10 protein-coding genes are annotated in these 13,471 nt (G+C 59.9%); 8 read left to right on the plus strand and 2 right to left on the minus strand.

Annotated elements, in window-relative coordinates; translation table 11 throughout:
- Positions 1-90: 90 nt before the first annotated feature.
- A complete protein-coding gene (gene recF, locus NW870_RS09230; protein WP_414374977.1) occupies positions 91-1,257 on the plus strand; it encodes a DNA replication/repair protein RecF in 1,167 nt (388 codons plus the stop codon).
- An 87-nt stretch (positions 1,258-1,344) separates the two neighbouring features.
- Here recF and NW870_RS09235 read toward each other — a convergent pair whose 3' ends face one another.
- Positions 1,345-2,895, minus strand: coding sequence for a YifB family Mg chelatase-like AAA ATPase (locus NW870_RS09235; RefSeq protein WP_414374978.1), 1,551 nt, complete (start codon positions 2,893-2,895; stop codon positions 1,345-1,347).
- Between the two features lie 370 nt (positions 2,896-3,265).
- Between NW870_RS09235 and NW870_RS09240 the strand changes: the two genes are divergently transcribed.
- From NW870_RS09240 to NW870_RS09255, 4 genes are all read left to right on the plus strand, one after another.
- The gene (locus tag NW870_RS09240; RefSeq protein ID WP_414355528.1) at positions 3,266-3,715 is read left to right on the plus strand and encodes a response regulator; all 450 of its coding nucleotides are present in this window, start codon (positions 3,266-3,268) and stop codon (positions 3,713-3,715) included.
- Positions 3,716-3,791: 76 nt separating this feature from the next.
- A complete protein-coding gene (locus NW870_RS09245; protein ID WP_414374971.1) occupies positions 3,792-5,726 on the plus strand; it encodes a peptidase M3 in 1,935 nt (644 codons plus the stop codon).
- Complete coding sequence (locus NW870_RS09250) at positions 5,678-6,694, plus strand: DNA adenine methylase (RefSeq protein ID WP_414355530.1); 1,017 nt, start codon at positions 5,678-5,680, stop codon at positions 6,692-6,694. Before NW870_RS09245 ends, NW870_RS09250 begins: the two co-directional genes overlap by 49 nt.
- 28 nt (positions 6,695-6,722) lie before the next feature.
- Positions 6,723-7,055 (plus strand): BolA family protein, encoded by a 333-nt coding sequence (locus NW870_RS09255; protein WP_414330062.1) that lies wholly within the window; start codon positions 6,723-6,725, stop codon positions 7,053-7,055.
- A gap of 171 nt (positions 7,056-7,226) precedes the next feature.
- Here NW870_RS09255 and NW870_RS09260 read toward each other — a convergent pair whose 3' ends face one another.
- Positions 7,227-8,348, minus strand: a complete 1,122-nt coding sequence (locus NW870_RS09260; RefSeq protein WP_414374972.1) for a PP2C family protein-serine/threonine phosphatase — start codon at positions 8,346-8,348, stop codon at positions 7,227-7,229.
- A 443-nt stretch (positions 8,349-8,791) separates the two neighbouring features.
- On the opposite strand from NW870_RS09260, the gene NW870_RS09265 reads away from it, so the two are divergent.
- The 3 genes from NW870_RS09265 to NW870_RS09275 all read left to right on the plus strand — a co-directional run bounded on the left by NW870_RS09265 (position 8,792) and on the right by NW870_RS09275 (position 13,418).
- Positions 8,792-10,546, plus strand: a complete 1,755-nt coding sequence (locus NW870_RS09265; protein WP_414374973.1) for a hypothetical protein — start codon at positions 8,792-8,794, stop codon at positions 10,544-10,546.
- A gap of 84 nt (positions 10,547-10,630) precedes the next feature.
- Positions 10,631-11,671, plus strand: a complete 1,041-nt coding sequence (locus NW870_RS09270) for an NADP(H)-dependent aldo-keto reductase (protein WP_414374974.1) — start codon at positions 10,631-10,633, stop codon at positions 11,669-11,671.
- A gap of 172 nt (positions 11,672-11,843) precedes the next feature.
- Positions 11,844-13,418 carry an S-layer homology domain-containing protein gene (locus tag NW870_RS09275; protein ID WP_414374975.1) on the plus strand — a complete coding sequence of 525 codons (1,575 nt, stop codon included), beginning with the start codon at positions 11,844-11,846 and terminating at the stop codon, positions 13,416-13,418.
- The last annotated feature ends 53 nt before the right edge of the window (positions 13,419-13,471 follow it).

Raw genomic sequence — 13,471 nt, forward strand, 5'->3', positions numbered from 1 at the left:
TGCCCCTGCTGCAGTTGGGTCAAAGTGAAAGCCCCCAAAGCGGGGGCTGTTCTTGGTTAGATATTGATCGCGTCTTTACATCTGCCCTTAGTGTACCTGCGTTCTCTGCACCTGCGCCACTTTCGCAACTACCGGGATCAAGAGATCACCTTTGACGCGCCCAAAACCATCCTGGTGGGGGAGAACGCCCAGGGCAAGACCAACCTGCTGGAAGCGGTGGAGCTGTTGGCCACCTTGCGCTCGCGGCGGGCCAGCCGGGATCGGGAGCTGGTATACCAAGAGGAGCGACAAGCCCAGATTGCCGCCACGGTGGAACGGCTGGGTGTGGCCCATGAGCTGGTGATGGAGCTGCGCAGCAGCGGCAGGCGATCCCTGAAGGTGGACGGGCAGGTGCTGCGCCGCCAGGCGGACTTTTTGGGACAGGTGAATGCCGTGGTGTTCTCCAGCCTGGATCTGGAGCTGGTGCGGGGCGCTCCGGAGACGCGGCGCCATTGGTTGGACGGGGTGTTGCTGCAACTGGAGCCGGTTTATCTCGGCCTGGTGGAGCAATATCGCCAGATCCTCAGGCAGCGCAACGCCCTTTTGAAGCAGGATCCCAAGGACTCTGTCCCGCTAACGCAAGCGGCTGCTGGCGTTCAGTTCTCGCAGATGGCCTTCTGGGATGCCCAACTGGCCACCACCGGTAGCCGAATTATGCGCCGCCGCGCCCGGCTGCTGCAACGGCTGGAGCCTTTGGCTGCTCACTGGCACCGGGTCATTAGCGGTGGACGGGAAACCCTGACCCTTACCTATCGACCCCAAGTGCCCCTGCCGGATCCCCAGGCCAGCCCCGAAGTGATCCAAGCCCAGTTTTTGGCCGAGATCCGCGCCAAAGCCGCCGCCGAACACTCCCTGGGCAGCTCTCTGGTGGGCCCCCATCGGGATGAAGTGGAGCTGTGCATTAACGGAGTTGCCGCCCGCGCCTATGGATCCCAAGGCCAGCAGCGCACTCTGGTTTTGGCTCTGAAATTGGCGGAGCTGGAGCTGATCGAGCAGGTGGTCAGGGATCCGCCCTTGCTGCTCTTGGACGATGTGCTGGCCGAGCTGGATCTGCAGCGGCAAAACCAGCTCTTGGAAGCCATTCAGGAGCGCGTGCAAACCTTGGTTACCACCACCCATCTGGGATCCTTCGACGCCAGCTGGCTCAAGGCCGCCCAAATCCTTCAGGTGCAAGGGGGGCAGCTTTTTCCCAGCAAAACAGGGGATGGGATCCCGTAGGGCAGGCCGGAGCTCTGGCAGTGAGGGAAACCCTATCTGGGAGGGGGGCTGGGGGTGGTCGCGTCAGCGGCGCCGAGCGCTTGGGCTTTACAGCCGAGCGCGATCCAGGCTGCGGTATTGAATCGCTTCGGCAATGTGGGTGGGGGCAATGGCCTCCGCGCCCTCGAGATCGGCGATGGTGCGGGCCACCTTGAGGATGCGGTCGCTCCCCCGCGCAGACAGGGCCAACTTTTGGATGGCGCTTTCCAAGAGCTTGCGACAGGGATCCGAAAGGGAGCACCACTGCCGCAGGTGGCGGGATTGCATCTGAGCGTTGCAGTGGATCCCGGGCTCCTGTTGGAAGCGCTGCCGTTGCCGTTGCCGGGCTTGTTCCACCCGTTGCCGCACCGCTTGGGAGGGCTCGCCGCTCTGGGCGCGAACAATTTCTTCCGGCTTGAGGCGACTCACCCGCACCTGCAAGTCAATCCGATCCAACAGGGGCCCCGAAAGTTTGGACCAGTAGCGCTCCCGCTGTTGCGGCGTGCAGGTGCAGGGGTGAACCGGATCCCCGTAAAAGCCGCAGGGACAGGGGTTGGTGGAGGCCACCAGGGTGGTTTGGGCGGGAAACTCCAGGGAAACGCGGGCGCGGGAGATGGTAACCTTGCCGTCTTCCAGGGGTTGGCGCAGCACCTCTAACACCTCCCGCCGGAACTCCGTCAGCTCATCCAGGTAGAGGATGCCATGGTGGGCCAGCGAGATCTCGCCGGGTTTGGGGTAGGATCCCCCACCTACCAAGGCCACTGCCGAAGCCGAGTGATGAGGCGCGCGAAAGGGCCGCTGGGTGATCAAGGCGGTTTGTCCACCCAGGTGGAGATTTTGCCGCAACAGGCCGGCTGCCGAGTAGATGCGGGTGATCTCCAACATCTCTTCCCACTGCAACTGGGGCAAAATGCCGGGCAGTCGCCGGGCCAACATGGTTTTGCCCGCCCCAGGGCTGCCCACCAGCAACAAGTTGTGCCCACCTGCCGCCGCTATCTCCAAGGCCCGCCGGGCGTGTTCTTGTCCTTTTACGTCCGCCAAGTCCAGAGGGGATTCCCAATTGGCCGACACCATCTGTTGCGGTTGGATCTGGATCGGCTTAACCCCGTTCGGGTGCTGCAGCCAGTTCACCACCGCCGCCAAGGAAGGCAACCCATACACTTGGATCCCTTGCACCACTGCTCCTTCCGGCCCATTTTCCTGGGGCACCACCAGGCGGCGGATCCCCATCTCAGCAGCACTGGCGGCAATGGGCAGAACCCCGGCCACCGGGCGCAGGGCGCCGTCTAGGGCCAATTCCCCCACCATCAGGGTGTTGGCCAGAGCTTCCCGCTCAATCACCCCTGAGGCCGCCAGGATCCCAATGGCGATGGGCAGATCGAAGCTGGGGCCTTCTTTGCGCAGATCGGCAGGGGCCAAATTGACAGTGATCCGCCGTTGTGGCAGGGCAAAGCCGGAGTTCTTGATCGCCGCCCGCACCCGCTCTTTGGCTTCCTGAACGGCGGCATCGGGCAGTCCCACCAAGGTGATCTGGGGCAAGCCACCGCCCACATCCACCTCCACCGTGACCCGCACGGCCTTGAGTCCCAGCAGAGCGGCAGCCGTGACTTGGGCAAACAAAGAGAGCGCCTCCGCCAAAGATAAGTAAAGATCTCAACTCATCCTGGCAGAAGTTTTGGCCGACGCATCCCCCCTCCCCCTTAGCTGCATTTCCAAGAGGAGAATGTTACAAATTGCTACGCGACGCTTCCGTGAACGTTGAGAAGCCTTCCCGCCCAAAGTGCTCCCTGCTGTCTTCGATAAGGATAGGATAGGATCGCGTGGAAATTACGCATGGATTGGCGGGATCCCTCTCCGAGCCAAAGCTGTTCTATGTGCTGGGGGGGATAGGCGTCTGGCAAGGATTGGGAAGGCTGCCTGCGTCAACTTATTCGAGGGTTCAAGATATCCACAAACGCAAGCGGGCGGAGGAGGATCCCAATATCTTGAGGTGGTGGCTCAGATCTTGCAGGATATGGCTCAGGTTTTCCCTGCCCCCACCGTGGAGGAGGCGCGCCAGCCCTTGCAAACCCAGACCTTTCAACTGGTGATCCTGGATCTGAACTGGCCAGATGGCTTGGGTTCAGATCTGTTGCCACTGCTGCATAAGGTCTCCGGCCTGCTGACGCGAACGGTGAGCAGCACGCCGGTCATGGTGTTTTCTGCCCAAGATAGGGGCTCAGAGGTGTGTACAGCAGGGATCCAGGCCACTCTGGTCAAGGCCCACACCTCCAATCCAGATTTTCTCAACACCATTCGCGCTTTGGTGGGGGAGAAAAGCAGGTGTGTCCTTCTGCAGAGGGGCAACCCCCATCTTTGTTGCTATGCCTACGGCACCTTGGCGGGAACCGCAACGCTGACGCGACAGGAGGCTGATCCCGGTGGTCTTTCCTGCTTCTGAACCTTCTTTTGGTCTTCCTTATCGCTACGCGACGCTTCTGCCAACGGGCTCTAATCACGTTAGCGAGACGGAGTCCTTGCGCAGCCCTGAGTTCGACAATCTGGACGATCTTGGGAAGCAGGTGCAGCAGTTTGCCCAACGCTACCGGGGGCAGGTGGCGCAACTCAGCCCGCCGGAGCTGGCGGTGGCACTGCAGGAGTTGGCCGAGCTGACGCAAAGGATGCAAGGGATCCCAACTGCCGACTCGGCAGAGGCAGCTTGGCAGAGGCTGGAGCGGATCATCGCCTTACAAAGCCAACTGCTGTTTTTCCTCCTGGAGTTGCAATCCCTGCCTGCCGTTGCTGCTGGTGGCCCGGAGGAAGGTGTTCCCCACGAGGGTCAGGATGGTGCTATGCCTACGGCACCCTGTCGGGAACTGCACCGCTGGCACGAACGCCTAGTCGATGCCCACGTCGAGCCTGAGCTGCAACCCTTTCGCCAATTCCTGTGTCGCCTTCTTCAAAGGACTCCGTCCCCCTGGCACGAACAGCAGAGTCACCAACAGCTTGAGCCTCTGGAGCGCCTGCTCCACCAACAGTACTTAACAGGAAGGTTGGCTTGGCGGCAGTTGTGGCAAGTGACCCTGAACTCGCCTGCCGCGCTCCCAGATCACACCCTTGTCCAGCTAGGAACTCCGTCCCACTGGCGCGAACAGAGCTTACCAACCCACGCCAGCGCCGAAATCCGTTGGGCTGCCTATCAGCGGCTGGGCCAACACCTGGAGGCCCATGCAGATCTGGGTGGGTTTATCCTCAGCACCCTGATCCGCGACCACCTGTGGGAGGCCCAATGGCGGGGCTATGACTCTGCTGCCGACCTGTATCTGGCCCGCCACGGCCTGACTCAAACTTTTTTGGAGAACCTCCTGGAAGGGATCCGCGATCGGTTGGATCTGTTCCAGCGCTATTACCGCCTCAAAAGCCGAAACATGGGGCGTTCCATTTGCATCTGCGACTTGCGTGCGCCCTGGCGGGATCCCGTTCCACCCCTGACCCCTGCTGAGGCCACCTCTCTAATCTGGGCTGCTTTGCAGGACTTTTGCCCTGAGTGTGCTGCCCAGGCCAAACCCTGGCTGCTGGAAGTCGGCGCTATCGCAACCGAGGCAGACAAGCCCACTCGCGTCAGCGAAACAGAGTCCTCGTCTAGACCAGGAGAAACGGGATCCGGCGGGAGCGAGCTCTTGTTGAAGACCCTTGCCACCCTCAGCCGGCGGCTCCGGCCTGAGGATCCCCAAGTTTGGCTGGATCTAGAGGAGATGCAAGGGGCTACTCAGCCGTGGTGCTCTCTACCTCCAGCGCGAACGTGGGGAGTGCAGGCCCACACCATCTTTTTGCAGCAGATACTCCTGGATCACCTGGTTGCATTGGCAGTGGGATCCCCCCGCGTGGGCAGGCCCGCTCTTTACGACCCGGAGGGGCAAGCTGTTCCGCACCGCTGGCGGGAACGCTCCGGCAGCCTCAAGTTGGCCCAGGCCCTGTTGATACATCATCTGGAAGCCCAGTTGCAGGCGGTGTTTTACCAGGGTTTGATCGGTCGGCTGGAGCTGCTCCTCTATCGGTCGGGGATCCCCGAATGGGAAAACGGTGTAACCTACTCCTCCTGGGTGAGCGAAGAGTGGTTGAAGCTGTGTCAGGAGCTGTGCGGAGATGCGGTGGAACTGTTGCCGGAACACCAGTTCTACTGGGTGGGGATGCCGGAGCTGTTTCTCCGCCCCTTCAGTGCCTATCAGGCCAGCCTTGCCAGCCTGGTGGCCTTGGCCTGTCACCGCCGCTATCATGATTCTCCGCGCAACTTTCTGCCCCACTACCTTCGTTGGTTGGCCAGCCCGCCCGGATCCCTGACTTTGGCAGAAACCACCCAGATGCTGCAGGCGGATCTGAGCGACCCAGAGGGAGTGTTGCAGGCGCTGGAGGAGCTGGAGCATTGGATCGAGACGCTAGAAAAGCTGCTGGAAGAGGATCCGGATCGCTGACCCACCCTTGTTCTCTTGGACGTAGGCATGCCCTGCGGCGGGAAGATCCTGCGCCCGACTCCTGCGAACCCACTCCGGCAGCACCAGCCATTAAAGCGCGTCCCTTCCTGAAATGGGCAGGGGGGAAAGGACAACTGCTGAGCCAATACGAACCCTTTTTCCCTCGCACCTGGAACACCTATCACGAGCCCTTTTTGGGGGGTGGAGCGGTCTTTTTTCATCTGGCCCAAGGGATCCCATCGGGTTCTCGACACTTTGTTTTGTCGGATATCAACCCTGAGCTGGTGAATGTGTATCGCTGCGTGCGGGATCACGTGGAGGAGCTTATCGCCCTGCTCAGCCACCACCAAGCCCACCACAGCCGGGATTATTACTACACCATCCGCGCGGCTCGATTTGAAGATCCGGCGCAACGGGCTGCCCGCCTGCTGTATCTGAACAAGACCTGTTTTAATGGCCTCTACCGGGAAAACTCGCGGGGAGAGTTCAATGTCCCTTTGGGCCGTTACCGTAATCCCCGCATTTGCGACGCGGAGAACCTACGGGCCGTGGCACGAGTTTTGCAAGGCGTGGAGATCACAGTGCAGCCGTTTTGGCAGGTGCTAGAACGGGCCGAACCCGGAGATTTCGTCTATTTGGATCCCCCTTACCATCCCCTTTCTGCCAGCAGCAGCTTCACCGCCTACAGCCGGTTTGCCTTCGGCGAAGCGGAACAGATCCGCCTGCGAGAGGTGTTTGGAACCTTGGCCGACCGAGGCGTGCAGGTGCTGCTCTCCAATTCCGATTGCCCCTTCGTGCGGGAACTGTACCGGGATTACCCCATCCAGACCATCTCCGCCAGCCGTGCCATCAACGCCCAGGGCCACAAACGCGGCCCCATCACCGAGGTCTTGGTGCTGAGCCATCCCAGCCTGGCCTCTGCCCGTAGTGGGCCGGAAGGGATCCCGTTTTGCCCCAGAACCGTCTAAGGTGGACGCGATAGCGGTGCGGAGCACAATGGATGAGCAGGTCGAGATCCGAGGCGGGATCTTGAGCTTGGACACAGTGAGACCACGGGGACAACAGCGCATGGATCCACGAGAAATTGAGGCGTTGGTACGGGCCGCCCTGCCCGGTGCGAGAGTACAGGTGGAAGACACGGTCGGCGATGGCCACCATTTCCAGGCCATTGTGGTGGCGGAACAATTCCAGGGCTTGCCCCTGATCAAACAGCACCGGCTGGTGAATGAGGCCCTGAAAGCCTACCTGCAGGATGGCCGCCTACATGCTTTGGCCCTGCGCACCTTTACCCCCGCTCAGTGGGAGCAACTCCAGGGGCCGGATGGCTGATCGCGACAGCAGGACAGAGTCCCCTTGAGCCAAGAGGGTCATTTCCGGTCGCGCTGGGCATCGCCTCGATTCCCGGCTCCTCTCTTCCTTTGGGAAAGGGGCTGGAGCTGTCGCAAACGGGAATCCTCAAGGGATCGCCTCAAAGCAGCTTGCAATAGCCATAACTCACCTCTAACCAAAGCTGATCCGGAGCAGGGAGAAATCATCCTCAAAGTCCGTCCGCCCCTGAAAGGATTGGGCCTGATGGATCACGTGATCCAAACTATTGCCAGCGCCCTTGCTCAGCAGGGCTATCAAATTGTCCAGCCCCCAGATTTTTCTCTGGGGGTTTATGACTTCGTAAACTCCATCACTGAACAGGTAGAGATGGCTGTTCTCGGGGATCCGCACCTGATCCCTTTGAAAAGTGAGGTCGGGCAAAATGCCAATGGGCAAGTTGGCAGTCTTCAGCAGGAGCGAATCCTGACCCTGGATGAGCAGGGCAGGTGGGTGGCCGGCACTGGCAAAAGAGAGCAGACGGGATCCCGGCTGATAAACCCCATACCAAAGGGTGAAGTACATCTCATGGTGGGATCCCATTTGAAAAGAGTGGTTGAGGGCGCGCAAGACCGCGTCCGGCTGGCGGGGATCGGCATCGGCCAAGCCTTGAGTGCGCAACTGGTTCATCACCGACACCGACAACAGAGCGGATCCCACCCCATGCCCCGACACATCCAGCAGATAGATGGCCAGGTGTTCCTCATCCAGCCAATGATAGTTAAACGAATCTCCCCCCAATTCCTGGGAGGGTAAAAAGCGCCACTCGAGGGTCACTTTGCAGTCGGGAAAATAGGCCGGCTCTGGCAGGAGAGAACGCACATAGCTGGCCGCCTCTGCCAATTCTGCCCGTAACCTGGCCGTTTGCTGCTGCAGGTCATAGCTGAGCTGGTGCAAGCGTAATCCGGCCCGCACACGTGCCCGCAACTCATTGGGGTCGATGGGCTTGCTTAGAAACTCATCTGCTCCGGCATCCAGGCCCTGGATGCGGTCTTCGACCTCGGTGCGAGCGGTGAGCAAAATAAAAAACGTCGTGGAAAACTTGGGATCGGCTTTGATGCGTCGGCAAACCTCCAGCCCATCCATGTCCGGCATCATCCAGTCACAGATGATCAGCCCCGGCACCAGCAGGTGGGCTTGCTCCAGCCCCTCGGAACCGTTGCTGGCCATCTCCACGGTGTAGCCCTGTCGTTCCAGGGATCGCTTCAACACCAGCCGAATCGTCGGATCGTCGTCAACAATCAAAATGGTCGTCATGACCGCTGCACCCCAATCCCAAAGTCAAAACGCATTCAAACCCAACTCCAGCCCGATATCCCATACCGATAGGCAGACCTCTCATCCTAGCTTAGGGGTTGCAGCAGGAAAACCGGCTCGGCAAGCAGTTCACGACAAAGGGGTGAAGCCTCAACAGCTTCATCCATCGGAGCTGAAGGTGCGTATCACTTCGGGGATCCCCAAAACCGTGGTTGCACGCTACCCAAAAGCTAACCGTTTCCAGATACTGGTGGCGGGAGACAATTCGAGGCAGATTCTGGGCAGATTCTTCTTGAGAGACTTTCATTGGATACAGAGATACAGATCACACTCATCCATCCTTCGCCGACTTAGAGTGAACGTTAAGATTCAATAGCCTTTACCGCATGAGCACATCTCCCCCATCCTTATCCCCTTCCGCCGTTCAGGATTCGCGGGCGAGCTTGCCTCCGGGACCTAGCGAAGCTCACAGGGGAGAAATTCGGCTGGAGGACTTGGACGAGAAGCAATTGTTGGCCTCCCTATCGTCGGTGGTGTTAAACCCGGCAGCTTGGAGTTGCTTCAGCGTCAGTGAAACCAGCCGCCTGCTACGCCCCCTGCAAATCTGCCCTGACTTGACGGGAACTCTTGTTCTCTCCCCAGGGGCCACTGCCGAAGTGGTCTATAAGTTCCTGCTGAGCGACGGTCGGATCGGGACTATGAAGGGGCTGATCTCCATCGAAGACTTCCGCAGCGAGCGGCTGCGCTCCGTTTACGATCAGCTTCACATCGAAAAGATTATACCGGTCTTCACCGAGTCGGTTGTGGTGCAAATCATCGACCATTTGAAACCGATTTTTGCCCGTGACTTGGATGAGCTGCTTTGGCAAGAAAGTTTTTACTTTACCCCTCAAGATCTGCGCCAGCAGGAGTTCTTGTTGCGCGGCCTACGGCCCGAGGCGATCCCACGCAGCTTTCGGCCTCACCTGCAAAGGGTCTACACCCAGATTATGAAGGTGTGTCGCAGCTTGCCCAACATCGCTTTCCAACTGTGTCTGCGGGCCTACCTGGAGTACAACGAGGTCAAGAACAGGCATCTGCTGGCGCTTCTACTCAGCAAGTATTTTTACACGCTCTACCGCATCGGCGGGTTGGACGGTTGGGAAAGTGGGGATCCGGTGGAGCTGGGATCCCTGCGCTCCTCCAATCGGCAGGCTCGACTCCAGGCTCTTGCTCGCCTTCTAACCCTGGACAACGACAGCGACGCTCCCCTGGTGGGCATTGGGGGCAGCGGGCTGGGGGGCAGCTATTTCAGCGGGGAACGGGAGCCTACTGGTGTTGAGATGGTGAGCTCGGAGGAGATTGAAAAGCTGCGGCAAGATGTGGAGGTGGCCCGCGGCCAGATCGCCGAGGCCCAGCAGTTGGTAACTCAATATCAGGAGGAGAAAAAACAGGAACTGCTCAACCGCCTTCAGGATCCGGGAAAGTTTCTTCTCTTCAGCATTCATCAGTTTTTTGACACCCTCTTCGGATCCCTGCCCGGAGAGGTGAAAAGCGAGTACGGGGCAGTTTGGGTGCCGCGCACCTCCTACTTGGATGAGAAGGAGCGAGACAAGCTGACAGAGCATTTGCGCCACATCACCAGCGAAGCTTATTTGGTCAGCGTTCCCTTTGCCGAGGCCACCCTCATTAGCTATTGGCGAGTTTTGGCGGATTCCTTCTACAACCAATGGGTTTTGAATCAGTACAAGCAGTTGCAAAGCTATGGGGTGGATTTGGAGCAACAGGGCATCCAGATTCTGGAACGAGAACGATTTCTGGATGAGGTTCAGTTGCGCTTTGCCGCCCGCCACCGAGAAATCGTCACCCAAAATGTGGAGAAGATCACCCAAATTGTGGTGGATAGCCTGGCCAAGCGGGTGGCCCTCAACACCGGCCAGCAAAGTTTTCAGGCTATGCGGGCCAAGTTGACCACCGTTTTGGATATGGACATTTCCCGCAAAGACGTGGGGGAAGTCAAGCGGCTGATCGACTACTTTACGGATGTGTTTTTGGGCAAGCGGGAGGAGCTGCGCTCCCCCTATCCGGTGGGCACGATTTTGCAAGTCAAGGCGGCCATTGAGGCTCGCCCCCCCGATAGCCGCACCCGCATTGGTCTGGAAATTTTGGGTCAGCTCTACCGCGAGTACGTTCCTCTGCTGGGATCCGCACCGAGGTAGGAGGGGGGCAGAGCGGCGGATCCCGTGGGCCGACAGGTTTTGGGCAGAATGGGGACTGGCGTGCTGTCTAGATGGAGATTCCCCATGCGCTACCGCCAGCTTGGCCACAGCCCTTTGCAAGTTTCCGAGATCTGCCTGGGCACCATGACCTTTGGGCAGCAGAATACTTTGTCTGAGGCTTTCGAACAGCTCGACTACGCGGTGGAGCACGGGATCAACTTCATCGATACCGCCGAGATGTACCCGGTGCCGGCGCGGGCGGAAACCCAGGGATCCACCGAGCGCTACATCGGCGAGTGGCTACAACACCAACCGCGGCATCGCCTGATCCTGGCCACCAAGATCACCGGCCCTGGTCGGCCCTGGCATTGGATTCGCGGCGGATCCCTGTCCATCACCCGCGACAACCTCAAGCAGGCGGTGGCCGATAGCCTCAAACGCCTGAAGACCGACTACATCGACCTCTACCAGATCCACTGGCCGGATCGCTACGTGCCCCTGTTTGGGGGCGTTGCCTACGATCCCAGCCAGGAGCGGCCCACCGTTCCCATTGCCGAGCAGTTGCAGGCTCTGGCGGAATTGGTGCAAGAGGGTCTCATTCGCTACATCGGCCTGAGCAACGAAACCCCTTGGGGGGTGAGCAAGTTCTGCCAGGTGGCCGAGCAACTGGGGTTGCCCAAGGTGGTCTCGATTCAGAATGCCTACAGCCTCATCAACCGCACGTTTGAAATGGGCCTGGCGGAAGTCTGCCGCCACGAGCAGGTGGGCTTGCTGGCCTACAGCCCGCTCGGATTTGGGCTGCTGACGGGCAAATATCTGGGGGGGGTGAAGCCGCCGGGATCCCGTTTGGCCTTGTTTGAAGGCTTTGGCCAGCGGTACCGCAAGCCGAATGTGGAAGAAGCGGTGGCCGCCTATGTGCAAATTGCCCGCCGGCACGGCCTGACACCGGCCCAGTTGGCTTTGGCCTTTGTGCGCAGCCGCTGGTTTGTTACCAGCACCATCATCGGGGCCACCAGCCTGACCCAACTTAAAGAGAACCTCAGTTGCCTGGATGTGGAACTGTCCCCGCAGCTCCTGGCGGAGATCGAGGCGGTGCACCAGCGCTACCCCAATCCTGCCCCCTGAAAGGTTGGCGAAACCGGTGGCCAGACAGAACTTTTCAGAAGGTTTCCTCGTCTGGGTGTGCGGTTTGGATATCCTCTCCAACTCTTCTGTCCGGCCAGTTTCTATGGCCTCTCCCAGCCAAGAGTGGGGATCCGAGACCTGAATCCTGTACCCAGAACCTGAGGTGTGAACGATGCGTGAGCTTTCCCTTTGGCAGGGCTGGAAAACCGCCGCTCTGGTGATCAGTTGCAGCAGCTTGGCCTGGCTTGGGGATCCCGCTTGGGCCCAACTTTCTGATATCAGCACCTATTGGGGTGCCCAGTACATTGCTGGGTTGAATGAACGGCAGATCATCGGCGGCTTCCCGGATGGCACCTTTCGTCCCAATGAATCCATCACCCGTGCCCAATTTGCCGTCATTGTCACCAAAGCTTTTGGCCTAGATACCAACGTTCCTGTGCGCTCCTTTGCCGATCCCATTCCCAGTTGGGCGGCTCCCTCCATCGGCGCGGCGGCAGCGGCAGGGTTTGTTTCCGGCTTTCCGGACGGCACCTTTCGCCCCAACGATGTGCTCACCCGTGCGCAGGCCATCACTGTCCTGACCCGTGCCGCCACCAACGGTAGGCTCATCGAAGATGCCGGCCAAATTGACGCGATCCTATCCGCGTTCGGCGATGCCAATTTGGTTCCCAACTTTGCCCGCGCCCCCATCGCGACAGCAGTTCAGGAAGGGCTGTTGGTGCTCTACCCCAACCCCACCCAATTGAATGCCCAGGCGGTGGCCACGCGGGGGGAAGTGGCTGCCCTTACCTACCAAGCGCTGGCCAAGGTGGGTCGAGTACCCAATTTGGATCCGCCGGTGGGGGCTGCCATTCCCGGCCCTGGGATCCGCACCGAGCTCCTTGCCCAGGTCACCCCTACGCCCGAACCCCTGGCCACGCCGGACATTCCCATTGAGCCTCTGGTAGAAACGCTGCCCGCCGCTCCAGAGGTGAGAACCTTCTTTGCCCGCGAAGAGCTGGGATCTGTAAACCCAGGAGATACGATTACCGTGTTTTTGCTGGGATCCCCAGGGGCGCAGGGATCGTTTTCCATCCCCGGCATTGCCTACAACCTGCCACTGCAGGAAACCCGCCCAGGGCAATACGAGGGCAGCTACACCTTCCGCAGCCAAGACCGGGCCTCAGAAGCGCCTGTTTTTGCCCGCTTGGAGCGGGATGGACTGGTAACCCTGGTGCAGCTGCCGGATAAGACCATCACCATCGGGCGGGTGACCGACACCACCTTCCCCACCATCAGCGAACTGGCCCCTCCCAACGGATCCCTAACAGACAACCCTCGCCCCTCCATCTCAGCCCGTTTCCAAGATGACCAAGGAATTGACCTGAATAGCTTTACCTTGCTGGTGAACAACGCGGATGTCACCGCCCAAGCCCAGCTCACCCGCACCAGCTTCGCCTACACCCCTGCCGAGCCGCTGCCCACCGATCGACCGACCTTGATCGCCGTCCAAATTGCCGATACCAGCGGCAACACTGCCATCCAGCAGTGGTCTTTCCAGGTGCAGGCCGCCCAGCCCACTGCCACACCGACCCCAACACCAACCCCAACACCGACAGCCACGCCCACACCGACCCCAACGCCGACTCCAGCTCTGACCCCAACGCCAACCCCAACACCGGTAGCTACGCCTACTCCCACACCCACGCCGGAAGCTACACCCACTCCCACTCCACAGCCTGGCGGGGAGCATGACTCTAGTCAATAATAAGCTCAACTATACTGAAAATAATGTATAATATGTTCAGTACGGATTACTAC

This window comes from Synechococcus sp. R50.1, from assembly GCF_047462115.1.
GTDB lineage: Bacteria > Cyanobacteriota > Cyanobacteriia > Thermostichales > Thermostichaceae > Thermostichus.

Excerpts from the sequence above, each read along its gene's own strand:
- NW870_RS09275 (WP_414374975.1), top strand. The coding sequence starts at position 11,844 with ATGCGTGAGCTTTCCCTTTGGCAGGGCTGGAAAACCGCCGCTCTGGTG.
- NW870_RS09255 (WP_414330062.1), top strand. The coding sequence starts at position 6,723 with ATGGATGAGCAGGTCGAGATCCGAGGCGGGATCTTGAGCTTGGACACA.
- NW870_RS09270 (WP_414374974.1), top strand. The coding sequence starts at position 10,631 with ATGCGCTACCGCCAGCTTGGCCACAGCCCTTTGCAAGTTTCCGAGATC.
- NW870_RS09260 (WP_414374972.1), bottom strand. The coding sequence starts at position 8,348 with ATGACGACCATTTTGATTGTTGACGACGATCCGACGATTCGGCTGGTG.